Source organism: Paraburkholderia fynbosensis (assembly GCF_902859935.1).
GTDB lineage: Bacteria > Pseudomonadota > Gammaproteobacteria > Burkholderiales > Burkholderiaceae > Paraburkholderia > Paraburkholderia fynbosensis.
This window is the reverse complement of record NZ_CADIKI010000013.1, coordinates 120,002-144,978: the sequence shown is the minus strand read 5'-3', so window position 1 is coordinate 144,978 and position 24,977 is coordinate 120,002. Positions and strand designations below refer to the sequence as shown.

22 protein-coding genes are annotated in these 24,977 nt (G+C 63.0%); 11 read left to right on the top strand and 11 right to left on the bottom strand.

Translation table 11 applies throughout. From position 1 onward, the window contains the following. Positions 1-49 precede the first annotated feature (49 nt). Together HV770_RS21975 and HV770_RS21970 are read right to left on the bottom strand one after the other, a co-directional pair. The gene (locus HV770_RS21975) at positions 50-280 is read right to left on the bottom strand and encodes a hypothetical protein (RefSeq protein ID WP_168667352.1); all 231 of its coding nucleotides are present in this window, start codon (positions 278-280) and stop codon (positions 50-52) included. A 508-nt stretch (positions 281-788) separates the two neighbouring features. Then, positions 789-1,499: a FadR/GntR family transcriptional regulator gene (locus HV770_RS21970; RefSeq protein WP_175162917.1), complete on the bottom strand. Its 711-nt coding sequence runs from the start codon at positions 1,497-1,499 to the stop codon at positions 789-791. Between the two features lie 557 nt (positions 1,500-2,056). Here HV770_RS21970 and HV770_RS21965 point away from each other — a divergent pair. Then, entirely contained in the window at positions 2,057-3,388 is a 1,332-nt protein-coding gene (locus HV770_RS21965; RefSeq protein WP_175162915.1) for an MFS transporter, read from the top strand. A 142-nt stretch (positions 3,389-3,530) separates the two neighbouring features. Beyond that, positions 3,531-4,880 carry a glucarate dehydratase gene (gene gudD, locus HV770_RS21960; protein WP_175162913.1) on the top strand — a complete coding sequence of 450 codons (1,350 nt, stop codon included), beginning with the start codon at positions 3,531-3,533 and terminating at the stop codon, positions 4,878-4,880. Positions 4,881-5,236: 356 nt separating this feature from the next. On the opposite strand, the gene HV770_RS21955 is transcribed toward gudD, so the two are convergent. The 3 genes from HV770_RS21955 to HV770_RS21945 all read right to left on the bottom strand — a co-directional run bounded on the left by HV770_RS21955 (position 5,237) and on the right by HV770_RS21945 (position 8,929). Continuing rightward, positions 5,237-6,745 carry an MFS transporter gene (locus HV770_RS21955; protein ID WP_168667363.1) on the bottom strand — a complete coding sequence of 503 codons (1,509 nt, stop codon included), beginning with the start codon at positions 6,743-6,745 and terminating at the stop codon, positions 5,237-5,239. Positions 6,746-7,021: 276 nt separating this feature from the next. Beyond that, a complete protein-coding gene (locus HV770_RS21950; RefSeq protein ID WP_121323613.1) occupies positions 7,022-7,477 on the bottom strand; it encodes a type II 3-dehydroquinate dehydratase in 456 nt (151 codons plus the stop codon). 75 nt (positions 7,478-7,552) lie between these two features. Continuing rightward, positions 7,553-8,929, bottom strand: coding sequence for an MFS transporter (locus HV770_RS21945; RefSeq protein WP_175162911.1), 1,377 nt, complete (start codon positions 8,927-8,929; stop codon positions 7,553-7,555). A 264-nt stretch (positions 8,930-9,193) separates the two neighbouring features. On the opposite strand from HV770_RS21945, the gene HV770_RS21940 reads away from it, so the two are divergent. After that, positions 9,194-9,976 carry an IclR family transcriptional regulator gene (locus HV770_RS21940; protein WP_175162909.1) on the top strand — a complete coding sequence of 261 codons (783 nt, stop codon included), beginning with the start codon at positions 9,194-9,196 and terminating at the stop codon, positions 9,974-9,976. 52 nt (positions 9,977-10,028) lie between these two features. Here the strand turns inward: HV770_RS21940 and HV770_RS21935 are convergent, their stop codons facing one another. Beyond that, positions 10,029-11,096, bottom strand: coding sequence for an SDR family oxidoreductase (locus HV770_RS21935; protein ID WP_175162908.1), 1,068 nt, complete (start codon positions 11,094-11,096; stop codon positions 10,029-10,031). A gap of 85 nt (positions 11,097-11,181) precedes the next feature. Continuing rightward, the gene (locus HV770_RS21930) at positions 11,182-12,045 is read right to left on the bottom strand and encodes an intradiol ring-cleavage dioxygenase (protein WP_175162906.1); all 864 of its coding nucleotides are present in this window, start codon (positions 12,043-12,045) and stop codon (positions 11,182-11,184) included. A gap of 773 nt (positions 12,046-12,818) precedes the next feature. Between HV770_RS21930 and cynS the strand changes: the two genes are divergently transcribed. The 4 genes from cynS (at position 12,819) to HV770_RS21910 (ending at position 16,656) form a co-directional block, all read left to right on the top strand. Beyond that, a complete protein-coding gene (cynS, locus tag HV770_RS21925; RefSeq protein WP_121323608.1) occupies positions 12,819-13,262 on the top strand; it encodes a cyanase in 444 nt (147 codons plus the stop codon). A gap of 138 nt (positions 13,263-13,400) precedes the next feature. Beyond that, positions 13,401-14,108 carry a dienelactone hydrolase family protein gene (locus HV770_RS21920; RefSeq protein WP_175162904.1) on the top strand — a complete coding sequence of 236 codons (708 nt, stop codon included), beginning with the start codon at positions 13,401-13,403 and terminating at the stop codon, positions 14,106-14,108. 188 nt (positions 14,109-14,296) lie between these two features. Continuing rightward, complete coding sequence (locus tag HV770_RS21915) at positions 14,297-15,289, top strand: helix-turn-helix domain-containing protein (RefSeq protein WP_246291076.1); 993 nt, start codon at positions 14,297-14,299, stop codon at positions 15,287-15,289. A gap of 125 nt (positions 15,290-15,414) precedes the next feature. Continuing rightward, entirely contained in the window at positions 15,415-16,656 is a 1,242-nt protein-coding gene (locus HV770_RS21910; RefSeq protein WP_175162901.1) for a Zn-dependent hydrolase, read from the top strand. A gap of 72 nt (positions 16,657-16,728) precedes the next feature. On the opposite strand, the gene HV770_RS21905 is transcribed toward HV770_RS21910, so the two are convergent. Continuing rightward, positions 16,729-17,034 (bottom strand): panthothenate synthetase, encoded by a 306-nt coding sequence (locus HV770_RS21905; protein WP_121323605.1) that lies wholly within the window; start codon positions 17,032-17,034, stop codon positions 16,729-16,731. A gap of 77 nt (positions 17,035-17,111) precedes the next feature. Continuing rightward, on the bottom strand, positions 17,112-17,735 hold the full coding sequence (locus HV770_RS21900) for a methylated-DNA--[protein]-cysteine S-methyltransferase (RefSeq protein ID WP_246291074.1): 624 nt from the start codon (positions 17,733-17,735) through the stop codon (positions 17,112-17,114). A 360-nt stretch (positions 17,736-18,095) separates the two neighbouring features. Between HV770_RS21900 and HV770_RS21895 the strand changes: the two genes are divergently transcribed. Both HV770_RS21895 and HV770_RS21890 read left to right on the top strand, forming a co-directional pair. After that, positions 18,096-19,436 carry a leucine-rich repeat-containing protein kinase family protein gene (locus HV770_RS21895; RefSeq protein WP_175162897.1) on the top strand — a complete coding sequence of 447 codons (1,341 nt, stop codon included), beginning with the start codon at positions 18,096-18,098 and terminating at the stop codon, positions 19,434-19,436. Between the two features lie 97 nt (positions 19,437-19,533). Then, positions 19,534-20,493, top strand: a complete 960-nt coding sequence (locus tag HV770_RS21890; protein ID WP_175162895.1) for a substrate-binding domain-containing protein — start codon at positions 19,534-19,536, stop codon at positions 20,491-20,493. A gap of 25 nt (positions 20,494-20,518) precedes the next feature. Here HV770_RS21890 and HV770_RS21885 read toward each other — a convergent pair whose 3' ends face one another. Together HV770_RS21885 and HV770_RS21880 are read right to left on the bottom strand one after the other, a co-directional pair. Continuing rightward, entirely contained in the window at positions 20,519-20,950 is a 432-nt protein-coding gene (locus HV770_RS21885) for a PRC-barrel domain-containing protein (protein ID WP_175162893.1), read from the bottom strand. Between the two features lie 384 nt (positions 20,951-21,334). After that, positions 21,335-22,039: a GntR family transcriptional regulator gene (locus tag HV770_RS21880; RefSeq protein WP_175162891.1), complete on the bottom strand. Its 705-nt coding sequence runs from the start codon at positions 22,037-22,039 to the stop codon at positions 21,335-21,337. A 208-nt stretch (positions 22,040-22,247) separates the two neighbouring features. On the opposite strand from HV770_RS21880, the gene HV770_RS21875 reads away from it, so the two are divergent. After that, complete coding sequence (locus tag HV770_RS21875) at positions 22,248-23,522, top strand: glucarate dehydratase family protein (protein ID WP_175162889.1); 1,275 nt, start codon at positions 22,248-22,250, stop codon at positions 23,520-23,522. A 53-nt stretch (positions 23,523-23,575) separates the two neighbouring features. Further along, the gene (locus HV770_RS21870) at positions 23,576-24,904 is read left to right on the top strand and encodes an MFS transporter (RefSeq protein WP_175162887.1); all 1,329 of its coding nucleotides are present in this window, start codon (positions 23,576-23,578) and stop codon (positions 24,902-24,904) included. Positions 24,905-24,977 lie beyond the last annotated feature (73 nt).

Sequence of the window (24,977 nt, the reverse complement as noted above, 5' to 3'; positions counted from 1 at the left end):
AGCGCCATCGCCGTTTCTACATCCACGTGACCAGCGGTCATGCCCGCCCTCACACGTGAACGATTTCCCAATCGGCCAGTTTCTCCGGGATTTCGAGCGTCGACGTGTCGTCGCTTTCGGACAGATGCGGGCAGGTCAGGCCGCGCGCGAGGTCGTCGGCAGCCTGTTGCGGGGTGGAAAATTCACCGAGCGTATCGTTGCCGTAGGTTGCCTCCCAGCCATCATGGCCCGGCAGAATATAGAACGCTCCCTGAGTCGAACTAAAGCGAAAGCCTTTCATTTTTTGTCTCCCAATTGCCAATTAAAAACCGCGGTGCCTGAGTGGCTTCGTGCGTCGATTTGACTACTGGGCAGACTGCGTCTTTTCTAGCCCATCCAAACTCGACTGCCTGAAGCCGCTGCTCTTGTAAAAGAGTCTACGTCAGCGAACCGCATCGCAAGGGAGGGTTAGACAGTTCGATCGATCAAAAAATATCGTTTAAAAATAAAGCGTTACGCGCCTCATTTTGCGATGTGCAACGCGGGGCGACATTGCGAAATGCCTGATTTGTGCCCCGCACCACGATTTTTTACGAAGCAACGCATCGTCCCGCATCGTGAAATTTCGCCGGGGTTGGCGTCTTCCTGAACTGTGGGGCGTGTTGGGTCTTATCGCGTCGTCGGGAAATACGCGGCGTAGCTTCCCGTTTTTGAGGCCGTCATGGAGGGTTGAGCGAGCGCCGCGCGACACGCGCCTGATCAATACGCGACGCTCAAATTCCTCCATCGATTGGATCCGGGAAAGAACCTCACCCGCCCGCTTTACTCGACTCATGCGCGCGTCGCAGCCGTTCGCGGCTATTGCTCAAATGCATGCGCATCGCCGCGCGCGCGTCGTCCGCGTCCTGTCGCTCGATCGCGCGATAAATCAATTGGTGTTCGCCGAGCACATTGCGCAGATGCTCGATATGGTCGAGTTCCGCGATCTCGGCGGAACCGAGCCGCGTGCGAGGGCTTACCGCGCGGCCGAGCTGGCTGAGCACGTCGAAAAAATAGCGATTGCCGCTGGCGCGCGCGATCTGCAGATGGAACTCGATGTCGTGCGCCAGCGTATCCGTGCTGCCTCGTTCGAGTTCGGACTCGAAGCGCTCCAGCGCCGCGCGAATCTGCTTGAGATTCTGCTCGGTGCGCCTGGCGGCGGCGAGCGCGGCCGAGGCAGCCTCGACGTCGATGCGAAATTCGATGATCGCCATCACGTCGAGCATGCTCGACAGATCAGCGGCGGGCAGTTGCATCGGCTTTTCTGCGGCGGGCGCGAGCACGAATGTGCCGATGCCGTGACGCGTCTCGACCACCTTGGCCGCCTGCAGGCGTGAGATCGCTTCGCGCACCACGGAGCGGCTCACGCAGAGCTGCTTCATCATCGCGACTTCGGTGGGAATGCGGTCTCCCGGCCTCAGGGTACCGCGACGAATTTCATCGGAAAGGGTGGCCACCACCTTCTCAGTTAGGCTGCTCATTTTTGAGGGTTGTTGACTAATCGGCTGGAATGCGGACGCTCGCGGGAGCGAGTGACGGCGTCGGACGGTTCGGATCGAGTGGCCATCATCATGGAGCCGGCCGGGATCGGGAGCGACGCCGTGGCTGGACCTCCTGCAAAGTATCGCACAGGACTTTACTCGATTCTCGCGCGCCAGGCGGCCTCGGCGTTGGCTATTTTGCCGGCAACGCATGCCGGGTTAGAGCGCTTTCACGCGGTCGATGCGCCAATGCTTATCGGTTGGGCGGGTGAGTGTCGATTGCCGTTAAGCGGCCGCGCGGCCTAGTCATCAGACGTCCTAGTTCGACTATCTCTTATCCATTTTGCGACGGCCATACAGTGCAATGTCCGCCGCTAACCCTTGTTCAAATGGGGAAGCAGGGTAAACACCCAATTCGAATCGTTAGGGGACAAGCTAGACTGTCATCAGACAACATATCACGCATGACGGGATAGCTTTCCCTGCTCGAATGCGCGTCGCGTCGTTGCGTTACGTTCGAGCAGGCCGCCAGCGCGTGGCCGATCCTGGAGACACCCTTGACATCAGCCCTCACCACCGCAGTCAACCCGCTGGATTCCGCGGTCTCAAAGGTCAAGCGACACGTGCTGCCGCTCTTTCTGATCATGTTCATCGCGAACTATATCGATCGCGTGAATATCGGCTTCGTCAATTCGCACATGCACACGGACCTGGGCATCGGCGCCGCGGCGTACGGGCTCGGTAGCGGGTTGTTCTTCATCGGCTATGCACTGTTCGAGGTGCCGTCGAACGTATTGATGCAGAAGTACGGCGCGCGCGCGTGGCTGACCCGCATCATGGGCACGTGGGGGCTGGTCGCGGGCGCCATGGCGTTCGTGTGGAACGACACCTCGTTTTACGTGCTGCGCTTCCTGCTCGGTGTGGCCGAAGCGGGCTTCTTTCCGGGTGTGGTGTATTACTTCACGCAATGGCTGCCGCAGAAGGAGCGCGGCAAGGCAGTGGCGGTTTTCCTGTCCGGCTCGGCGATCGCGTCGGTGTTGTCCGGTCCGATCACGGGCAGCCTGCTGTCCATTCGCGGCTTCGGCCTGCAAGGCTGGCAGTGGATGTTCCTCATCGAAGGTGGCTTTTCCATCGTGCTGTGCGGCGTCAGCTGGATGTTGTTGAAGTCGCATATCCGCGACGCGACGTGGCTCACCGGGGAAGAGCAGAGCGTGCTCGAACGCTCGATCGCGGCGGAGCAGGCCGAACGCGAAGCGAAAGGCGGCGCGCATCTACCAACGATGAAGCTGTTGAAGGACCCGCAGATTCTGCTGTTCTGCTTCCTGTACTTCGCGATCCAGTTGACCATTTACGCGGCCACCTTCTGGCTGCCGACGATCATCCGCAAGATGGGCGGCCTGTCCGACTTCCAGGTCGGCATGCTCAACGCGATTCCGTGGCTGATCGCGATGGTCGCGATGTACTGCTTCGCGGTGCTGTCGGCGAAATGGCGCTTCCAGCAGGCATGGCTCGCGGTGGCGCTCGTCATCGCGGCGTGCGGGCTGTTTGCGTCGACCTCGGGCAATCCGGTGTTTTCGTTCGTGGCGATCTGCTTTGCGGCGATCGGTTTCAAGGCGGCGGCTTCGCTGTTCTGGCCAATTCCGCAGGGCTATCTGGACGCCCGCGTGGCCGCCGGCGTGATCGCGCTGATCAACTCGGTGGGCAACCTCGGCGGCTTCTTCGCGCCGGCCACGTTTGGCTATCTGCAGCAGCACACCGGCTCGATCACGGGCGGCCTGTATGCGCTGGGTGTAGCCTCGCTGATCGCGGCGGCAGCCGGCTTTCTGACGCGCAATCGCCGCGGCGCTCACAGCGAGCTGCCGGAGGCGTTGCGCAGCAAAGTACACTGACGTTCACTATTTTCAATCACGAACTACGAGCCGCGGGCTTGTCACGCGGTCGTGATTTTCCATCCGGTATCGGTGTCGAACGCGACCTTGAGTCGCGATGATTTCCACCCGCCGGCTTTATTACTCAACAGATCCTATTTACATGTCCACGAATCTCTCTGAATCGAACGCCACGCCGATCGTCACCGAGCTACGCGTCGTGCCGGTCGCCGGCCGCGACAGCATGTTGATGAATCTGAGCGGCGCACATGGTCCGTTCTTCACCCGCAACATCGTCATTCTGCGTGACAGCGCGGGGCATACCGGTGTCGGCGAAGTGCCGGGCGGCGAGAGCATCCGCAAGACGATCGACGACGCGCGTCCGTTCGTCGTCGGCCAGTCGATCGGCAATATGCATTCGATCCTGAACAAGGCGCGCACGCAGTTCGCCGACCGTGACGCGGGCGGCCGCGGCTTGCAGACTTTCGATCTGCGCACCACGATTCACGCGGTGACCGCGCTCGAAGCGGCATTGCTCGATTTGCTCGGCCAGCACCTAGACGTGCCGGTTGCGGCCCTGCTCGGCGAAGGTCAGCAGCGCGACGAAGTGGAGATGCTCGGCTATCTGTTCTACATCGGCGATCGCAAGAAAACCGATCTGCCGTACGCGAGCGGCGCCGATGGCCGCGACGACTGGGACCGCGTGCGCACCGAAGAAGCGATGACGCCCGAAGCCGTCGTGCGCCTCGCCGAAGCCGCCCAGGCGCGCTATGGCTTCAACGACTTCAAGCTGAAGGGCGGCGTGCTGCCTGGCGACGCCGAAATCGAAGCGGTCACCGCGCTCGCCGAACGCTTCCCCCATGCACGCGTGACGCTCGACCCGAACGGTGCGTGGTCGCTTGCCGAAGCGATCCGTCTATGCCGCGACCAGCATGACGTGCTCGCCTATGCGGAAGACCCGTGCGGCGCGGAAAACGGCTACTCGGGCCGGGAGGTGATGGCCGAATTCCGCCGCGCGACCGGCCTGCCGACGGCGACCAACATGATCGCCACCGACTGGCGCCAGATGGGTCACGCGATCCAGTTGCAGTCGGTGGACATTCCGCTCGCGGATCCGCATTTCTGGACCATGCAGGGCTCGGTGCGCGTCGCGCAGATGTGCAACGACTGGGGCCTGACATGGGGCTCGCATTCGAACAATCACTTCGACATTTCTCTTGCGATGTTCACGCACGTGGCCGCGGCGGCGCCGGGCAAGATCACCGCGATCGACACGCACTGGATCTGGCAGGACGGTCAGCGTCTGACGCGCGATCCGTTGCAGATCGTCGGCGGCAAGGTGAAGGTGCCGCAAGCGCCGGGGCTGGGCGTCGAGCTGGACATGGACGAGATCGAGAAGGCGCATGCGCTGTATCAGCAGCATGGTCTCGGCGCGCGTGACGACGGCGTGGCGATGCAATACCTGATCCCGAACTGGAAGTTCGACAACAAGCGTCCGTGCCTCGTGCGTTGATGCTTGAATAAAGCCTGACTGCAGCGGCGCAGCGGGCGGCGGCGCGCGAAACGGCGCGGCGCCTGGCGCTGTTCGACGCCACGTGCGCGCTTCGCTTCAACACGCACGTGGCAATACGCAATCGTTGCGCAGGTCCGGCAGTGATCTTCACGATGCCGCTGCCGCTGCGGCTGCGGCTCGCGTAGCGTTAGCCGACCACGAGATCGCGCCGCCCACTGCCGCCGATCCGCAAACTCGACGCGTAGCAGATCGCTGGATCGAGCGACTGCGCGCGATGCCTGCACCGTCCCAGGAAAATCGACGCGTCGTTCACCACGCCAACCGGGACCGCCGCCGCAGGCGATCCCCTGGCGGCATCAGCTGCGCCGAAACACCACGTGCGAAATCCGCTGCACCAGCAATGCCGCCGCCAGCGACGCCACCGCCGTCAACCACACGCCGATATGAATCGACTGCACCAGCGCATCGCGCGCCGTATCGAGCAGCGCGAGCGTATCGAGCCCTGACGTTTTCATATCCGCGATCAGCTTCGTTCTCGACGCTTCGTCGATGAGAATGCGCAGGTCGACGAAGCGCGGCCGCCATTGCGACGCGGCCGGTTCGCCGAGCACGCTGATCGTGCGTGTGACGACGTTGCGGTAGTGATGCGAGACGACGGTCGCGACGATGCTCGTGCCGAGCATGCCGCCTACCATCCGTGTGGACTGCAGCAGCGCGGTCGTGATGCCGAAGCGCTCCCGCCCGGCAATTTCCTGGGCGAACACGTTCAGATTGTTGAGGATGAACCCGAGACCGATGCCGACTGCCGCCATCGGCACGACGATGCGCAGATGCGGCGTATCGGGATTCGCGAACGCCAATGCGATCGACGCGAACATCAGCAGCGCGAAGCCGATCGTCAGAATCCGCGTGGGCTTCTTCATGTGAATCACGATGCGCGTGTTCAGCAGACTGCCGAGCGCGATGCAGGCGGCGATCGGTGTCGCGAGCAGGCCGGCCTGTTGCGGCGACAGGCCAAAGCCGCCTTGCAGCAACAGCGGCGCGAAGAAGATCAGCGAGAACATCACGAAGCCGGACAGCATGCCGAGCGTGAACAGCGTCACGAGTTGCGCGTCCTTGAACAGGTCGAGCGGAATGATCGGATGCGTGGCGCGTTTTTCGCAGATGAACAACGCAATCGCGCCGGCGATCACGCACACCGCCAATACGACGTTGCCGGTGGTCAGCCCGCTTTTCGGCACCGCTTCGATGAAAGTCTGCAAGCCGGCGAGCACCGCCGCGACCAGCGCCGCGCCGAGCCAGTCGATCTTGACCTCTCCCTCTTGCGGACGGCGGAAACTCGGCAGATGCGCCCAGATGAAATACAGCGCGGCGGCGCCGACCGGCAGGTTGACGAGGAAGGTCGAGCGCCAGCCCCAGTGCTCGCTCATCCAGCCGCCGAGCGACGGGCCCGCAGCCGTGCCGATGCCATACGCGGCGGCCAGCACCACTTGCCAGCGCACGCGGGTGCGGGCATCGGGAAACAGATCCGGTATCGACGCGAACGCCGTGCCGACCATCATCCCGCCGCCGACGCCCTGCAGGCCGCGCGCGATGACGAGAAACAGCATGTCGTTGGCGAGGCCGCACAGCACCGACGCCACCGTGAACGTGATCACCGCGGCGATCACGAAACGCTTGCGGCCGAAGTAGTCGCCGAGCCGGCCGAACACCGGCACCGTCACCACCGACGCCAGCAGGTATGCGCTGGCGATCCACGCGAAATATTCGAAGCCGTGCAATTCGGCGACGATAGACGGCAGCGCGGTGCTGACGACCGTCTGGTCGAGCGCGACCAGCATGTTGACGAGACCGATGCCGAGCATCGCAAAGAGGGCGTTTCGGAAGGGCAGAGCAGTGGCAGTCGGATTCACGGAGCTGGCGAAGGGCTGTTCAGGGTGGGCGTCGCGCGGTGGAGCGCGGGCCAGGGTCTTGACGGCTACATCCTCTAGTTGTCTGACCTCTTGAGGCGATTATACGGGTTTTCCCTGGATGAAATAGTGTCATGCGATTGACAGACAAAAAAATGCCGCGCCACGCGGCACGGCAAGTTGGAGGAGGAGGGACGTACGATCTCTCGCGCCCTGCGGGTACATCAAACGTCAGCCGAAATGCGGGCTCTTGCCGAGCGCCATCGCCATGGCCTGCAGTGCAACCAGATAGCCGTTCGCGCCGAGTCCGCAGATCACGCCGGTCGCCGCGCGCGAGATCAACGAATGGCGGTAGGTCTCATCGCGCTTGTGAATGTTGGTGATGTGCAGCTCGATCAACGGACGCTCGATCAGCTTGACCGCGTCGAACACCGGCACCGACGCGAACGAAAAGCCCGCCGGGTTGATGATCACCGCGGCGTCGCGTTCGAACGCTTCCTGCAGCCAGTCGACCATGGCCGCCTCGCTGTTGGTCTGGCGGAATTCGCAGGTGAGTTCGAGCTTCGTCGCTAGCGCTTGCACCTGTTGTTCGATTTGCGCGAGCGTGGTCGTGCCGTACAGATGCGGCTCGCGCTTACCGAGCATGTTGAGATTCGAGCCATTCAATACATAAACGAGTTCAGTCATTATTCAGTCGCCTGTTTGCAAATTCAGTCTGTCGCCGGCATGCCGTGGTGCTTACGTCGGTGCTTACGTCAGGGCTCACGTGCGGTGGCCGTTACCCACGCCGGCCGCCGCGAAGTCCGCTTCGCCGGTCACGACCGCGGCCGAGTCCGTACGATTCATGTCGATGCCGCGCGTCTCGCGTGCCGTCAGAATCATCACGAGCGAGATCACGTTGAAGACCACGCACACCGCGACGACGCCCCACGGCGAGCCATTGCATACGGCGAACAGCCACACGGCCAGCACCGGCATCGGGCCGCCCGCGACCAGGTTCGCGCCCGTATAGGCGAGCGCCGAGCCGGAGTAGCGCACGTTGGTCGGAAACGCTTCCGCGAAAGCCACCGGTTGAATGCCGCTTTGAAACTGCGTAAAGCCGAGGAAGAAGCCCATCGCGGCCAGCATCGGCAGGAAGCTTTTGGTGTCGAGAATCTGGAAGTAGAAGAACAGCATCAGCAGAGTCGCGCTCGAGCCGATCGCGAGCGCCTTCTTGCGGCCGATGCGGTCGCTCAACATGCCGCCCGCGAGCGCGCCGACGATCGCGCAGACATTGGCGCCCATCAGCAGCAGGAAACCGGTTTGCTTTGGAATGGCGAGCGTCTTCGTGATGTAGCTGAGCGAGAACACCACGATCAGATAGAAGATCGCCGCAGGCCCGCAGAAGAACAGCATCCAGCGCAGCACGGTGCGCCAGTGTAGATGCAGCGCATCGCGCAGCGGGCTGCCTACGTGCACGACTTCCGTTTCACGCAGCGCCTCGAATGCGGGCGTTTCGCTCACGCGCAAGCGGATGTAGACGCCCACGATCACGAGAATAAAGCTGAGCACGAAGGGGATGCGCCAGCCGTACGAATCGAATGCCTGCGCCGACATCACGGACGACAGCAGAAGCAGCACACCGTTGGCCATGATCTGGCTGAGCGGCGAGCACAACCCGAGCAGGCCCGAGTACTTGCCGCGCTTGTCGGCGCTGGCGTGTTCGATCGCCATCAATTGCGCGCCGGTCGATTCGCCGCCCAGCGCGAAGCCCTGCAGAATGCGCAGCAGCACGAGCATGACCGGCGCCCATACGCCGATGCTCGCGTAGGTCGGCAGCAGACCCATCGCCATCGACGCGAGGCCCATCACCGTCACGGTGCCCAGCATCAGATTGCGGCGCCCAAGCTTGTCGCCCAGATGCCCGCAGATGATCGCGCCGAGCGGGCGCGCGGCGAGCCCTACGCCGAAGGTCGCCAGCGAGGCGAGCAGCGCGGAGGTTGGGTCCATCGAGGGGAAAAACAGCCGCGGCAAAATCGTCGCGGCGAGCGCGCCGTACAGCGTGAAATCGAACCATTCGAGCGCCGTGCCGATGGCGGCGGCAGTGACCGCTCGCGTGCGCATCGCGGCCTGCGCGCCGGGTTGTGCATCCTGAATCATGTTGTCTCCTTTGTCCGTCTGTCGTGCGAGATGCTGGGGGGGCCGGCGTTCTGACGCCGTGCCATGCCCTTGCTTTCGCCCTCTTGTCTGATCGATTGACTCGGCGATTGCGCTGTCGCAATCCGACATCGCAGCCTTGAAAACAGCTTAGCATCCGGAGGTGGGATGCCATTCCAGGGTGGAATTTGATCTCACGATGTGCAAAACTGCGGCTGCTACCGCATTTGCGGTATAGGCAAACCGGCTTTTTTGCGGGAGACAGATATGCCCGGCGTGACGGAACGCACCCTCGCGGTACTCGAATTTCTCGCCACGCAAATGGAGGGCACGCCGCTCGCCATGATCGCCGACCAGCTCGATATTCCGCGCAGCGCATGTCATCGGCTGCTGGTCGATCTGAAGCAATGCGGCTATGTGCGGCAGTTGCGCGAACACGGCGACTACGTGCTCACCACCAAGCTCGTCGGCCTGGGCCTCGGCTTTCTCGCGACGTCGGGCATCGTCGATATCGCGCAGACGATACTCGACCGGCTCGCCGAGAAGTCCGGCGAACTGGTGCGGCTCGCCATCGTCGACGGCGACAGACTGACATGGGTCGCGAAGTCGCAAGGCGCGTTGAAAGGGCTGCGCTACGACCCGGACATGGGCATGGACACGGTCCTGTCGTGTAGCGCGACGGGCCACGCGTGGATGATGACGATGACCGACGAACGCGCGCTCGAACTCGTCTCACGGCAAGGTTTTGGACAGCCGAAACAATACGGGCCGAACGCGCCGACCACGATCAACGGCTTGTTGAAGTTCGTGCATGCCGCGCGTGAGCGAGGCTACGCGACCATCAACGAGGTGTTCGCCCCCGGCATGACGGCGATGGCCGCGCCCTTGCAGCGGCGCGGCTATGCCGCAATGGGGGTGATCAGTATCGCCGGTCCGCTCGTGCGGCTCGACGAAAAACGCATGGAAACGCTCGGCCCCACGCTGCTCGCGGCGGCCGCGGAACTCGCCGCCGCGAGTCACGCGTCGCCGTTGTTTAACCGAGGGCGTTAGCCGCCTGCGGGAGAGAAGATTGAAGTACGAGGCGTCTGTGCGCAGGCCCTCCTCATTGCGGAATGACCCGCTCCGCTTTCAGCCGGTCGAATAGCGCAAAGAACGCATCGGGTGTGCTTTGATAATCGAGGAAGCCCGCCTGGCGGCTCTTCGTCATGTCGGTCAGCACTTCCATCGGACGGCCGAGATCCGCGTCGGTGTGCCACCACGAGGCAAGCCTGCCGATGTCCGCTTCCTTCAGATCGAAGCGCGCCGCGATCCCGGCCCATGTTTGCCCGGCGTCCTGCATGCGCCCTTCCAGGGGATGCAGTTCGCCATCGAACGGCGCGGCTTCGATGCCGAAGTACCCGGCAATGCGCGACCACATCCACTTCCAGCGGAACACGTCGCCGTTCACCACGTTGAAGTCCTCGTTGCGCGCAGTCGCGGACGTGGCGGCCCATTCGAGGTGGCGCGCGAGCAGGCGGGCGTCGGTCATGTCGGTGAGGCTGTTCCACTGCGCGGCCGAGCCAGGGAAGACAAACGGCTGGCCGGTCTCTTTGCAGAGCGTTGCATAGACCGCGAGCGTCACGCCCATGTTCATCGCGTTGCCGAGCGCATAGCCGATGATCGTATGCGGACGGTGCACGCTCCAACCGAACCCATAGCGCTGCGCCGCTTCGAACAGACGGTCTTCCTGCTCATAGTAGAAGTTGTCGACGGGCTGGCGGCCTTGCTCCTCGCGAAACGGCGTGATCGGCACCGCGCCGGTCGCATACGCTTCGAAGGGGCCGAGATAGTGCTTCAGACCGGTCACGAGCGCGGCATGCGTGAGCGTGCCCGTCGGACCCACGGCGTCCATCACGTGACGAACCATCGCGCCGTTCACGCGAATGTTCTCCTTCTCCGTGGCCTGACGCGACCACGCGGTGAAGAAGACGTGACTGAACGACTTGCCGCTTAACGCGCGGCCGACGGAGTCGGCCGAACCCAGGTCGGCGGTGATCGATTCGATCGCCGGCGAGACCGGCGTGCGGCCGCGCGAGAGTCCCGCTACCTGCCAGCCGCTCGAGAGCAGCCGGTCTGCGAGATTGCTGCCGACAATGCCGCTTGCGCCAATGATGAGTGCTCGTTTTTCCATAAGAGTGAAGTCGTAAAAAGGAGGACTGGGGGACTCGGCGTGGTCCTGCGACCAGGGTCGAGCCGAGGGCGAATCTGTCTCCGGGTTATGTCGAGCGGTTCAGCACGAAATCGAATTCGAGTGTGCTGAACGGCGTGGTCATGCGCGTGCCGTCCGGCGCGATGCCGGCTTCGTGACGCCGCCATTGCGCGACGAGCGAGGAACGCACGCCGAATACCGCGTCGGAGTCGAGGTACTTGTCGCCGTCGCGGAACACGTGCGTAACGAGGCGCTCGTAGCCCGGCGCGGTAATCATGAAATGCAGATGCGCGGGCCGCCACGGATGCCGGCCCAGCGCTTCGAGCATGCGGCCGACCGGGCCGTCGTGCGGAATCGGATAAGGCTCGGCGACGATCGAGCGGAAATGATAGCGGCCGTCGTCGAGACTGTGCAGCACGCCGCGTGCGCGATGCGCCGGGTCGCCGGCATGTTGCACGTCGTAGAAGCCGTCCGCGTCGGCTTGCCAGACTTCGATGCGCGCGTTTGCCACCGCTTCGCCCGCTGGACCCTTGATGCGCCCCGACACGAAGCAAGGCTCGCCGCGCGCGCCATTCGATACGTCGTCGCCGTTCTGGTAGGCGGGCGCGCCTTCGACGAAGAACGGGCCGAATACCGTCGCTTCCGTGCAGCCCGGCGGTTTGCGGTTGGCCATCGCGGTGACCAGCATCGACAGGCCCAGCGTGTCCGATAGCAGGATGAACTCCTGACGCCGGGCGTCGGTGATGTGGCCGACCTCGGTGAGGAAACGAATACCCTGTTCCCATTCGTTTTCGCTCAGGTCGACCTCGCGGGCGAACGCATGCAGATGCCGCACGAGGCTCGTGACGATGGTTTTCAATCGTTCATTATCGGCATGGGCGTGACGCGCCAGTACCGCGTCGGTGATCGTGTTCTCGTCGAGATTGCGCATGACCGTCGTGACTCCTGCTGTCGATCTTGCGATTATCGGCCTGTTCGACGACGGGCGTTCGACGGCGGCGCCGCGCTTGACCCGGGTGGCGCCAACGCTGTGGCGCAGACGCTCGAGCCGACTGCCAATCTCTCCCCACAAAGTCAGTTGATCCTTCTCGTGATCTGATTACGCCGGGGATTCAAGCGGATAACCGGCTCACACGCGGCTCATGAATCGTCCCGTGGCAGCGGTGATATTAATTTGGCATTTGGATGCGGGATTTTTGACTCGGTGCCGCATAGTTTATTTTTGTAAGGATTCGGCAATAAAAAAGGCCGACACGATGTGTCGGCCTAAAGATTCTGGCGTCCGAGGATTGCTTGCCAGAACCTGAGAGACGTTGAGCAGGCTAATCTTGCAATTGGCCTGCACTATGCGGGACTGCTTGATTATCACGCGGAGTAACTTCTAACAGGAACAACCGGCAACAGTACTGACGGGCCGGCCTTGTGGCCGTCACTTTAAACCAAACAGCATGGGCCGAAGCATAACCGGCTCTAAAAATTTTGTCAGCCGAGCAATTCCCAGTTAATGATCGGAAAATTCAGAAGTAACTATAGTATTTGTATGGCATTGATCAATCCCTATTTAAAAGCGTGCGATGCTGGATGGAGTCGCGAACCAATGGTGAGATGACGACGCGAGACTGTTTTTTTGACCAGTCCGGTTCCGGATACTATCCCTACATGCCGCTCAACGTCTGTTGCCTGACTGTTCAAAAGGACGCGATTATGGACCGCAACGAAGTCACGAAGAAAATTGTCGCCGCCAAGGTGGCCCGCAAGCTCACGTGGGCCGAGATTGCCGGCAAGATCGGCAAGAGCAAGGAGTGGACGACCGCGGCGCTGCTTGGTCAGATGACGCTCGACGCGCAGCAGGCAGGCGTCGCCCGCGATCTGTTCGATCTGACCGACGAAGAAACCGCATGGCTGCAAATCGTCCCGTACAAGGGCTCGCTGCCGGGCGCGGTGCCGACCGATCCGCTGATCTATCGCTGGTACGAAATCGTGAACGTGTACGGAACGACGATCAAGGAGTTGATTCACGAGGAGTTCGGCGACGGCATCATGAGCGCGATCGATTTCTCGATGGATATCCAGCGCGAGCCGAACGCGAATGGCGACCGCGTGCAGGTGGTGCTCAGCGGCAAGTTCCTGCCTTACAAGTCGTATTGATCGTGCAGCAGGCCGTGCGCGTTAGGCGTGTCTGTGCCGGCTGGCGTCGTGCGTGTGGTCCGCGAGCGGCGTCGGCCGTCGCAGAACCAGCGGCGCCGGGTTTATGCTAGCGGCTTCGTCTAACCCGAGGAGCAAGCGATGAAAACCCCAGCAGGATCGATGATCACTTTTAGCCGCCCCGATGGCCAGCAGCTTCAAGGCTATCTGGCCAAGCCGCAGAAGCTGGAAGGCGCACCCGGCATCGTCGTGATTCAGGAATGGTGGGGTGTGAACGAGCAGATTCGCGGCGTGGCTGACCGGCTCGCGCAGGCCGGCTATCTGGCGCTCGTGCCCGATCTCTACCGTGGCAAAACGACGGTCGAGGAAGAAGAGGCGCACCACCTGATGAGCGGACTCGACTTCGGCGACGCGGCCACCCAGGACGTGCACGGCGCGGTCCAGTATCTGAAGCAGCATGCGGCGAAGGTTGCCGTGACCGGCTATTGCATGGGCGGCGCGCTCACGTGGCTCTCGCTGTGCAATGTTCCTGACGTGGCGGCCGGCGTAGTGTGGTACGGCTTCCCCCCGCTCGACTACATCGACGCGTCGAAGATCAAGGTGCCGGTGATCGGCCACTGGGCATCGCAAGACGAATTCTTCCCCGCGGAAACGGTCGACGCGTTGGAAAAGAAGCTGACCGACGCCAACGTCGATTTCGAGTTCCATCGCTATCTGGCGCATCACGCGTTCGCGAACGAAACGGCGGTGGGCCCGGGACGCATCGCGAAGACGCAGTTCGATCCGGTCTGGTCGCAGCTCGCGTGGGACCGTACGCTGACCTTCTTTGGCCGTACGATGTGGAAGTAAGCGGCAGGGCGGCAGGTTATACCGTGGTCCGTTGACGTCGGCGCGTCGGCCGATACTCCTTTCATTGCGGCGAGAGCCTTTCGCACGCTCCCGCTTCGAGTACGAGTGTTGCGCCGCCGCCTCGCCCGCTCGTGAAGTTTTCGCCGGGTGCGGCTATGATTCGCAAATTGCGACTGGCGGAAAAAAATTTGAGGACCGACTCCTTAACGACGCATGCCGCCACGCCTTGCGTCTACAGCCACTTCGATACGCATTACGAAGCGCCACGCGCGCAACTGCTCGCATGGCGCGACCGGCTGGGTCACTTTCTCGATGTGCCGATCTCGCGTCGCCAACTGGCCGACGGCTTCAGCGGCAGTATCGACAGTTACCGCGCCGGCAATCTGACCTTTATGGACTGCAGGACCGATCCGATTTCGCAATCGCGGTCGGTGGCGCGCATTTCCACGGATTCGGTGCGCCAGCTGGTGTTTCATGTGGCCGTCGAAGGCACGATCGAAACCGGCTCGGGGCTGTACCCGAAACGCATCGCAGTGCAGTCCGAGCCGGGCATCCTCGCGCTCGATATGAATCAGCCGATGCAGATGACACGCAGCGCCTGTCGCGTACTCGCGTTTTTCCTGCCGCGCGAACTGGTGGAATCCGTCCTGCCAGAGGCTGAGTCGATTCATGGCCGGGTGATCGACTATCACTCGCCGCTTGCGCGAATGATTCCGACGCATCTTGCCCACCTGTGCACGCGGCTGCCGACGATGAGTGCGCCCGAAGCCTACGACGCAATGCACACCTGCGCGATGCTGATCGCGGCGGCTTTCGGCAAGCAGAGCGGACTCAGCGGCAGTGCGCGTGCGGCGGCGCGCGCCGCGATGTTCGCGACGGCGCGCCGCTACATCGACGCGAATCTCGGAGAACTGGATCTCACGCTCGATAACGTGCTTGCCGTCTCGCAGCTTTCGCGGCCCACGCTGTATCGGCTGTTCGAATCCGAGGGCGGCCTCGCCGCTTATATTCGCAACCGCCGTTTGCGCGAAGCGGCCGAGGAACTGCGCCGCTACCCGCATAGGGCGGTTATCGAAGTCGCTTATGGTTGGGGCTTCAATAGCGCGTCGGATTTCAATCGCGCGTTTCGTCGCGCGTATGACATGTCGCCGAGCGACTTCCGAGCGATTTCCGTTCGCTAAGGCGATAGGCGCTGCGCGCGTCGGCGCAAACCGAGCGCGTCAAACCGCGCTACAGTCGCGAGGCATGAACGTGCGTCGCAACCGAACCCACGCAGCGTGGGCAATCAATCAAAGGAGAGGAAAACGTGGTGAAGATCGATCCGCACCGGTTGCTGGCCGACCTGAAACAGCTGCGTAGTTTCGGCGCGATCGGACCGGGCGTGGTTCGGCTCGCGCTCTCGCCGGTGGATCTGGCGTCGCGCGAGTGGCTCGCGGCACGCATGACCGAGGCGGGGCTCGACGCGCGCATCGACGGCGTGGGTACGGTTTTCGGCCGCTCGCGCAACAGCGGTCCCGCGCTCGTGATCGGCTCGCATACCGACACGCAGCCGACCGGCGGCTGGCTCGACGGCGCGATGGGCGTGATCTACGGACTGGAGATTGCCCGCGCGCTGGCGGAACACGACGACACGAAGCATCTCGCCGTGGACGTGGCTTCGTGGATCGACGAAGAGGGCACGTTTTCCGGCTTGCTCGGCAGCAGAAGCTTCGTGGGCGATGCCGTCGACGAGGCGATCCGCGGTGCGACGAACCGGCAAGGCGAGCGCCTCGAAGACGTGCTCAAAGCCGCGGGACTAGCGGGACGGCCGCGTGCGCGCTTAGAGCCCGGTCGTCAGGTCGCCTATCTGGAGCCGCATATCGAGCAGGGCGGCCGGCTGGAAGCGGCGGGAAAATCGATCGGCGTCGTCACGACGATCGTCGGGCTGCGCGAGTTGCGGCTGCGCTTCACGGGCCAGCGCAACCATGCCGGCACCACGCCGATGTCGATCCGGCGCGATGCCGGCGCGGCGCTGGTCGCGTTTATCGCCACGATGAACGACGCGTTCGCGCAACTCGCGGATGCCGACACCGTCTGGACCGTGGGCCGCATCGATCTCGACCCGGGTTCGTTGAGCGTCGTGCCGGGCGCGGCCGACATGTACCTGCAATTCCGCGATGCCAATGCCGCGCGTTTGCAGGCGATGGAAAGCAGGCTTGCCGAGCTGGTGCGGGACTTCAATGCGCGAAACGGCGTGCATGTGGAATTGACGACCATCGACGAGCCGATGGAACCGGTCAGCATGTCGTTGGCGCTCGCGGAGCATCTCGCCCAGGCCGCCGACGCTATCGCGCCACGGCAATGGATTCGCATGCCGAGCGGGGCGGCGCACGACGCGCAGGTGATCGCGCGCTGCATGCCGGCCTGCATGATGTTCGTGCCGAGCATCGGCGGCGTGAGCCACGACTTCATCGAGGATACGGCCGAGGAGCACATCGTTCTCGGTTGCCAGGTCGCGGCCACGGCGGCGGCCGCTATCTTGCAGGAGCAGTGGACGAAGCGTGCGTGACGCGCAGAGGCGCCGTGGCGTTACGTTAAATGAACCGCCACGCCGCTTCACGCGCCACGCGCGCCGTAGGCACTATTTCCATTTCGAGCCGAGCTTGTCCAATCCGGCTTTCATCAGGTCTTCCGGCAACATCGCAATGCGCATTTCGCAGTCGGCGTTGAACTTCAGGAACCAGGGTTCCGCGAGCGACGGAATCGCGGACGCGTCGTCGATGTTCACCGCTAGCACGGCTCCGCGGTGCCCGCTCTGCTCGGTGAAGTAGACGGTTTCCGGTTTCGTTTCGTCGAGTATCTTCGCCATCACTTCGCCGATGCTGCCGTCGCGCACCATCGTGTTGAACGGTTCGTGCGGGATTCGTATGTTGAGAAGCATGCGCATGTCATCCTCCTGGTTGAAGCCCAAAGGGCTTCTTAAGGATAGGTGCTTTATGCGCCGATACCACGCCTCGCTTGCGCTCAGTTGCCGAACAGCGATGCCTGCGTTCCATGGCTCGGCGCATGGCGTGCGGGCTTCGCGTGAGCCTTGCGCTCGGCGCCGCCGATTGCCGGCGCGTGCGCTTGCGACTGTGCTTGCGTATCGGTCGCCGCTTCCAGCGAAGTCTGCCCGGCTTCGAGCGACAGCAGCAGCATCTTGTTAGCCAGCCCACCCGCAAACCCTGTCAGCTCGCCGGACGCGCCGATCACGCGATGACACGGCGCGACGATCGAGATCGGGTTCCTGCCATTTGCCGCGCCGACTGCCCGCACCGCATTGACGTTGCCGATCTGCAGCGCGATTTCCGCGTAGCTGCGCGTCTGGCCGAACGGGATCGTCAATAGTGCGTGCCAGACTTTTTTCTGGAAGTCGGTACCCTGAAAATCGAGCGCCAGGTCGAACGCGTGCCTTGTGCCGTCGAAATACTCCTGCAACTGCCGCTCGGTTTCGATCAGCACGGCACGCTCATTCGCTTCGACGAGTTCGCCGAGACGCACGCGGTTCGGCTTGTCGTTTTCCCACAGAATCGCGGCCAGGCGCTCGCCGTTGGCGACGAGCTTCAACTGACCGACAGGCGAATCCATCAACTTGTATGCATACGTCACTTTGCTAGCTCCTGACTGGTTGGAGGCCGAGGCAAACGAGGCCGGCCGGCGAGTCCGCGCTGAAAGCGCGCCGATATTCGACAGTGTGAGCCTCGCTGCTTCTGAAGACGCTCCAGATCTTGCTATCTGATTCGTGCCCAGCATCGATGTTCCCGCCCCTTGGCGGGAAAGCGCGCAGGGCTTTCACTGTACCGCTCTTTGTGCGTCCCCTCATAGGAGGCTGCGGGCGTTGCCACCCGATCGAATACACTCGGGCCGCACCGCATCGACACGCTCCGGCGAATGGCCCGAGCGCGCATCCAGCCCGCGACTCAGTAGAATTGATGCCTTCGATACGATGCTCACCGCTTTCTCCTCACTGTGACGACGACACTAGAACAACTGCGGGCCGGGCAACTCACCGGAGCACGCCAGCTCAAACTGGCGTGCGGCCTGAACGAATTCCCGCGCGAAATTTTCGATCTCGCCGACACGCTGGAAGTACTCGACCTCTCGGGCAATGCGCTCACCACATTGCCCGACGATTTGCCGCGACTGCGCAATCTGCGCATTCTGTTCGCGTCCGACAACCCGTTCACCGACCTGCCGGAAGTGCTGGGCGAGTGCGCGCAACTGAGCATGGTCGGCTTCAAGGCGAACCGCATTCGCACGGTGCCTGGTAACGCGCTTGCACCGCAATTGCGTTGGCTGATCCTCACGGACAACGAGATCGAAGCGTTGCCGCCGCAGATTGGCGAATGTACGCAATTGCAGAAGCTGATGCTGGCGGGCAACCGTTTGCGCATGCTCCCCGACCAACTGGCCGCGTGCTCGCGGCTCGAATTGCTGCGTCTCGCGGCGAACCGGCTCGACGCATTGCCGGGCTGGTTGCTGCGTCTGCCGCGGCTCGCATGGCTGGCTTATGCGGGCAATCCGTTTGGCGATGCGCTGGAAACGGCGGCGATGTGCGACACGCCGATTGCCGGGATTCGCTGGGATAGCCTGATACTCGAACAGCCATTGGGCGAGGGAGCTTCGGGTGTCATCTATCGCGCGCAGCTTTTCGCGAACCCCGAGCACGCGTCGCGTGCCGTCGCCGTGAAACTGTTCAAAGGCGCCGTAACCAGCGATGGCTTGCCCGACTGCGAAATGGCCGCTTGCATTCGAGGCGGCGACCATGCGAACCTGATCCCCGTGGCGGGAAAAGTGCAAGACCATCCGGCCAACACCCATGGTCTCGTGATGGAACTGATCGATCCGCAATTCAGGAACCTCGCCGGTCCGCCGAGCCTCGCGTCCTGTACGCGCGACATCTACGATGCCGGCACCCGCTTCGATCTCGACTCGGCATTGGGTATCGCGTATGGGATTGCAGCGGCGGCAAATCATTTGCATCGGCGAGGCGTGATACACGGCGATCTGTATGCGCACAATATTTTGCATGACGGCGCGGGGCGCGCGTTGTTGGGCGATTTCGGCGCAGCGTCGTTCTATGCTGCGGACGATCGTGACACTGGCGCCGCGTTGCAGCGCGTGGAAGTCAGAGCGTATGGCTGCCTGCTCGAAGAATTGATCGAACGATGTGACGCTCTGGATGCACACCGGGGCGTCGCGGCGAAGCTCACCGCATTGAAGGACGCTTGCCTGAGCGACGCGGTCGACAGCCGTCCGCTGTTCGATGAAATCGCAACCTGTGTGCTCGCGTTGAAGGGCGATCGATGAAGCGCCTGCACGGCCCCGCGCGTTGTCGGCGGCGCGATCCGCTTTCGTTCGAACGCGGCGTGGCGATGCGCGAGGCCGGCGCGCAAGGAGAGAACCGATGAAGCAGACCATGCGCCGCCGCATGCTGTTTGCCGGTGCGCTCGCCGCCGCCGGACTGAGCGGGGCGGCACGAGTCGACGCGCAAGGCGGCAAGGCGAAGATCGCGCTCGTGCTGAAGTCGCTCGCCGATCCGTTCACGGTGGCGATGGCCGACGCCGCGCGCAATCATCAGCAGCATTACGCAGCGCAATTCGCGCTGACAATTCGGGGCACGGCGCGAGAGACCGACACGGCCGCGCAGATCCGGATGGTCGAGGAGATGATCAAGGCGAAGATGGACGCGATCGTGATTGCGCCCACTGATTCGAAGGCGCTCACGACCGTGGTGGCGCGCGGCGTCCGGGCCGGCATCATCATGATCACGATCGACAACCCGCTCGACGACGCGTCGCAAGTGGCCGCCGGCGTCTCGGTGCCGTTCGTTGGTCCGAACAATCGCAAAGGTGCCGCGCAGGTGGGGCACTATCTGGCCGGCCGGCTGCAGGCGGGCGATCAGGTGGGAATCATCGAAGGCATTACGGTGGATCGCAATGCGCAGCAACGCACGGCCGGCAGCAAGGATGCCATGGACGCCGCCGGTATCAAGGTCGTCGCGATTCAGCCCGGCAACTGGGACTACGGCAAGGGCCGCGACGTGGCCACGAAGATGCTCAACGAGCACCCACAGATTCGTGCGCTGCTATGCGGCAACGACAACATGGCGATGGGCGCGGTCGATGCGATTCGCGACGCGGGCCGAAGCGGCGGCGTGTATGTCACCGGCTATAACGCTATCGAAGCCATCAAGCCGCTTCTCGCCGACGGCCGCGTGCTTGCGACGATCAATCAGTTTGCCGACCGGCAAGCCATCTTCGGAATCGATGTCGCGTTAAAGGCGGTGACCGAACACAAGAAGCAGAAAGATCTGTCGAGACTGATCGAAACGCCGCTGCAACTCGTCACCGCCGCGGGTCGTTGAGTGCCGGCGCTCGCCGGCCCTTTGTCTATTCCGCCTTCACCTTGCGCGGCTTGGTTGCCTTTTCGAGCTTGTTGTACTCGAAGCTGGGCACCGACTTCAGCGCCTCCTTCGTGGCGCCCGCGAGGAACAGATTGCCGTCGCGAATCTCGAAGTGATCGACCGGGATCGCGACATAATGCTTGCCCATCCCGAGAAAGCCGCCGACCGACACGACCGCGAAAGTCGCCTTACGGTCCGGCGAAATGATCACGTCATAGATGCTGCCGATCTTGTCGTTGAGATCGTTGTAGACCGGCTCGTCGACGAGCGCGCGGCGCACGCTCCAGCCCTTGAGCAGCGCATTGGTCTGCTCGACCGTGCCGCCGAGTGGCTGCAGGCCGGCGATCTGCGAGAACGCGCCCTGCGACGCGCAGATCGCGGCGAGAGCCGTTGCGCAAATCAGTGTTCTTGCGTTCATGGTCCGCCTCCTGGGGGTTGTCGAATCGTTGTTCGCCATCGTTTGTGCAGGGTTGTTTTGCGTGCAGATTCGATAGCACGTCGCATGCCCGGCTTTGTTGCCGTGTTTCGGATCGTGCGCCCTGAAGCGCCCACGCAGGCCCCCCTTAAAGCGCGAGATGGGATTCGCGAGGCAGGTTGCGGATCGCGTGGTGTTGATGGATCAGGACGAGATCATTGAAACCGGGACGCCGCGGGCGGTGTTCGATCATCCTCGTAGTGCGCGGCTCAAGCGGCTTTTTTGTCAGGGGGGTGAGGGCGGATCAGGTCGGGTTGCCGGTACGCCATTCACGCGATGTGGGGCGTCTTTCAACAACGGCATTCGCCCACGCGTCGCCAACCCTCTTCAGTCATCCGTCAAGAAATTCGGATGACTTGTGCGGATCTGATCCACCTGATTCAGCGTACCCGACAGATGTTTGCGCAGCGCCGCCTGCGCGGCCGCGACATCACCCTTGTCGATCGCATCGACGATCTCGGTGTGATCGTGCACCACCGCCATCGTCTTACCCTCAACCGGCAGGTGAAGACGCCGCAGCCGGTCGATGTGGCCGCTCAGTCTGCGCACCAGATCCCACAGTTGCGGCACGCCTGCCGCCTCGTACATCTGTCGATGAAAGCTCTGGTCGAGCAGCGAGAACTGCTCATAGTTCTTGAGATCACGCAGTTCCATCTGCCCCGCAATCGTGGCGCGCAGTTGCGCGATCAATGCCGCATTGCGCTGCTCCGCGAGCGTACGCACGACCTCCAGTTCGATCGAGCGGCGCAGGAAATGCGCCTGCAACGCCGACGTCACGTTGATCTGGCTGACGACGGTGGCGTGCTGGGGAAAGATGTCGACGAGGCCTTCCTCGCCGAGCTTCATCAACGCATCGCGCACGGGTGTCTGGCTCAGGCCGTATTGCGTGGCCAGATCGGCGCGTGAGAGCACCGTGCCGGGCGCCAGTTCCAGCGAAAGGATCATTTCGCGCAGTCGCTCGAATACTTGCGGCGCGGCGTGACGGGAACGGTCGAGCCGGCACGCCGCCGACGGGGAAGCGTTGGTTTTCATGGCAGAGCGGAAAGCGTGGGGCGGGGCGGATAGGGCTGATCCGACCCGCTGAAATATTAATACTATAGCCGACGCTCACCCGCCTTCTGCGACCGTGCAGCCGTTTTCCCGCCGAGTGCAGGTGGGTATTTACCCCAGTAACACACTAATACATTAGTGCTTTACTATGCGTTCGTCAGTTTCCACCCTTATATGCCGGATTGCCACCATGACTCGGGACATCACCGTCACCCAAGTGCGAATTACTCCGATCGCTTTCCGCGACGGCCCGCTCCTCAACGCAGCCGGCATCCACGAGCCGTGGGCCTTGCGCGCGATCGTGGAACTGGAAACGAGCGACGGCCGCGTCGGCATCTCCGAGACTTACGGCGACGAACCTATGCTGCGCGTGCTCGAACAGGCCAAGGCGCTGGTGATCGGCCTGTCGCCGTTCGATCTCAACCGGATGGAAGAGCGCGTGCGGGCGTCGATCAAGGCCGCGCCCGGCGCGGTCGAATTCGAACTCGCGCCCGGCTCGCACGCGGCGAAAAACGCGCCGAAAGTCATCAGCACGCTCGAAGTCGCGATGCTCGATTTGCAGGGGCAAATCGTCGGCGCGCCGATCGTCGACCTGCTCGGCGGCAAGGTTCGCGACGCCGTGCCCTACAGCGCTTATCTCTTCTTCAAGTACGCGGAGCACGTCGAGAAACCGTATGCACCCGACGCCTGGGGCGAAGGCCTGAGCGCGGAGCAGATCGTCGCGCAGGCGCGTCGCATGATCGAGCTGTACGGCTTCCAGAGCATCAAACTCAAGGGCGGCGTGTTCGAGCCGGCGCACGAAATCGCATGCATGCGCGCGCTGTATCAAGCCTTTCCCGGTGTGCCGCTGCGCCTCGACCCGAACGCCAACTGGACGCTCGAAACGAGCATCCAGGCCGCGCCCGAACTCGACGAACTGCTGGAGTACTACGAAGACCCGTGTCCGGGGCTCGCCGGCATGGCCGAGCTGGCGAAGCATACCCGGCTGCCGCTCGCGACCAACATGGTGATCACGACCATGGACGACTTCCGCCGCGGCGCCGAGATGGGTTCGGTCAAGGTATTGCTCTCGGATCACCACTACTGGGGCGGCCTGCGCGCGACCCAGACCCTCGCGCGCATGTGCAAGCTGTGGGACTTGGGCATGTCGATGCACTCCAACTCGCACCTCGGCATCAGCCTGATGGCGATGACACATGTCGCGGCGAGCATCCCCAACCTGACCTACGCCTGCGACACCCACTACCCGTGGCAGGAGGAAGAAGTCATCAAAGGCGGCCGCGTGAGCTTCGAAAACGGCGCGGTGCGTGTGCCGACCACGCCGGGCCTCGGCGTCGAGCTCGACCGCGACCGGCTGGCCGAACTGCATGCGCAATATCTGTCGTGCGGCGTACGCAATCGCGACGACCTGAAGCAGATGCAGAAGTACGACCCCAGCTTCACCGGCAAGAACCCGCGCTTCTAACCCGCGCGGACAGCCGATCCGCGACGCGCATTGCGAACCAAGGAGACAACCCCATGAGCAGATCCAATCCGGCCCAGGCCGGCGTGGACCGAGTCGACGCGTTGGCAATGGCCGTCCGGAAGATCAAGTGGCATGTGCTGCCGCTCTTCGTCGTGATGTTCATCGTCAACTACATCGACCGCGTGAATATCGGCTTTGTCCGCCAGCATCTGAGCGCCGATCTCGGCATCGGTGCGGCCGCGTACGGGCTCGGCGCGGGACTCTTCTTCGTCAGCTATGCGGTCTTCGAAGTGCCGTCGAACATGCTGCTGCAACGCTACGGCGCGAAGGCGTGGCTCACGCGCATCATGTTCACGTGGGGGCTGGCCGCGGTGGGTATGGCCTTCGTGCGCGGCGAGATGTCGTTCTACGCAATGCGGCTCGTGCTCGGCGCGGCCGAGGCGGGCTTCTTTCCCGGTGTGGTGTTCTATTTCACCAAATGGCTGCCGCGCGACGAGCGCGGCAGGGCGATGGCGATCTTTCTCAGCGGCTCGGCGCTCGCCTCGGTGCTCTCTGGGCCGATCTCCGGCGCGCTGATGCTGATCAGCGGCGGGGGCCTGCACGGCTGGCAGTGGATGTTCGTGCTCGAAGGCATGGCCTCGGTGGTGCTGGCCGGCTTCATCTGGCTCTGGCTCGACTCGAATCCGCGCGACGCCCGATGGCTGAGCCGTGCCGAGCAGGATGCGGTCGTCGCCGAGATCGAAGACGAGCAGCGCCAGCGCGATGCGGCGCACGCTGTCACGCCGTCGGCGTGGAGCCTGCTGCGCGACCCGCAGATTCTGATCTTCTGCGTAATCTATTTCTCGGTTTCGCTGACGATCTACGGCGCGACTTTCTGGCTTCCCAGCATCATTCGCAAGATGGGCCATTTCAACGACTTCCAGGTCGGGCTCTTCAATTCGATCCCGTGGCTGATCTCGATCGTGGCGATGTACTTCTTCGCCATGCTCGCGGCGCGCTTCAAGTTCCAGCAGGCATGGGTTGCATGCGTGCTGCTGATCGCCGCGCTCGGCATGTATGCGGCCGGCAAGGGCAGCCCGACGTCCTCGTTCGTCGCGATCTGCTTTGCGGCGATCGGTTTCAAGGCCGCATCCGCCCTGTTCTGGCCGATTCCGCAGGGCTATCTGGACGCGCGGATTTCCGCGGCGGTGCTGGCGCTGATCAATTCGATCGGCAACCTGGGCGGCTTCGTCGCGCCGGCGACCTTCGGCTTGCTCGAGCAGAAGACCGGCTCGATCGAAGGCGGACTCACCGGGCTGGCCGTGATGTCGGTGGTGGCAGCGGGGGTCGTTTTCTTTGCCCGCATGACGCCTCGCGAGGGGCGGCGCGCCCTCGCACTATAGGCGGCGTGCGGAGCGTTTTGCCAGGCATTCCGTATTGACATTCAGGTTTCGGTGTCCGTCGTATTCACGAGGA

Bases quoted from the DNA above. Each gene is read 5' to 3' on its own strand.
- HV770_RS21975 (WP_168667352.1), bottom strand. From the start codon at position 280: ATGAAAGGCTTTCGCTTTAGTTCGACTCAGGGAGCGTTCTATATTCTG.
- HV770_RS21970 (WP_175162917.1), bottom strand. From the start codon at position 1,499: ATGAGCAGCCTAACTGAGAAGGTGGTGGCCACCCTTTCCGATGAAATT.
- gudD (WP_175162913.1), top strand. From the start codon at position 3,531: ATGTCCACGAATCTCTCTGAATCGAACGCCACGCCGATCGTCACCGAG.
- HV770_RS21955 (WP_168667363.1), bottom strand. From the start codon at position 6,745: ATGCTCGGCATCGGTCTCGTCAACATGCTGGTCGCGCTCGACCAGACG.
- HV770_RS21950 (WP_121323613.1), bottom strand. From the start codon at position 7,477: ATGACTGAACTCGTTTATGTATTGAATGGCTCGAATCTCAACATGCTC.
- HV770_RS21945 (WP_175162911.1), bottom strand. From the start codon at position 8,929: ATGATTCAGGATGCACAACCCGGCGCGCAGGCCGCGATGCGCACGCGA.
- HV770_RS21940 (WP_175162909.1), top strand. From the start codon at position 9,194: ATGCCCGGCGTGACGGAACGCACCCTCGCGGTACTCGAATTTCTCGCC.
- HV770_RS21935 (WP_175162908.1), bottom strand. From the start codon at position 11,096: ATGGAAAAACGAGCACTCATCATTGGCGCAAGCGGCATTGTCGGCAGC.
- HV770_RS21930 (WP_175162906.1), bottom strand. From the start codon at position 12,045: ATGCGCAATCTCGACGAGAACACGATCACCGACGCGGTACTGGCGCGT.
- cynS (WP_121323608.1), top strand. From the start codon at position 12,819: ATGGACCGCAACGAAGTCACGAAGAAAATTGTCGCCGCCAAGGTGGCC.
- HV770_RS21920 (WP_175162904.1), top strand. From the start codon at position 13,401: ATGAAAACCCCAGCAGGATCGATGATCACTTTTAGCCGCCCCGATGGC.
- HV770_RS21905 (WP_121323605.1), bottom strand. From the start codon at position 17,034: ATGCGCATGCTTCTCAACATACGAATCCCGCACGAACCGTTCAACACG.
- HV770_RS21890 (WP_175162895.1), top strand. From the start codon at position 19,534: ATGAAGCAGACCATGCGCCGCCGCATGCTGTTTGCCGGTGCGCTCGCC.
- HV770_RS21885 (WP_175162893.1), bottom strand. From the start codon at position 20,950: ATGAACGCAAGAACACTGATTTGCGCAACGGCTCTCGCCGCGATCTGC.
- HV770_RS21880 (WP_175162891.1), bottom strand. From the start codon at position 22,039: ATGAAAACCAACGCTTCCCCGTCGGCGGCGTGCCGGCTCGACCGTTCC.
- HV770_RS21875 (WP_175162889.1), top strand. From the start codon at position 22,248: ATGACTCGGGACATCACCGTCACCCAAGTGCGAATTACTCCGATCGCT.
- HV770_RS21870 (WP_175162887.1), top strand. From the start codon at position 23,576: ATGAGCAGATCCAATCCGGCCCAGGCCGGCGTGGACCGAGTCGACGCG.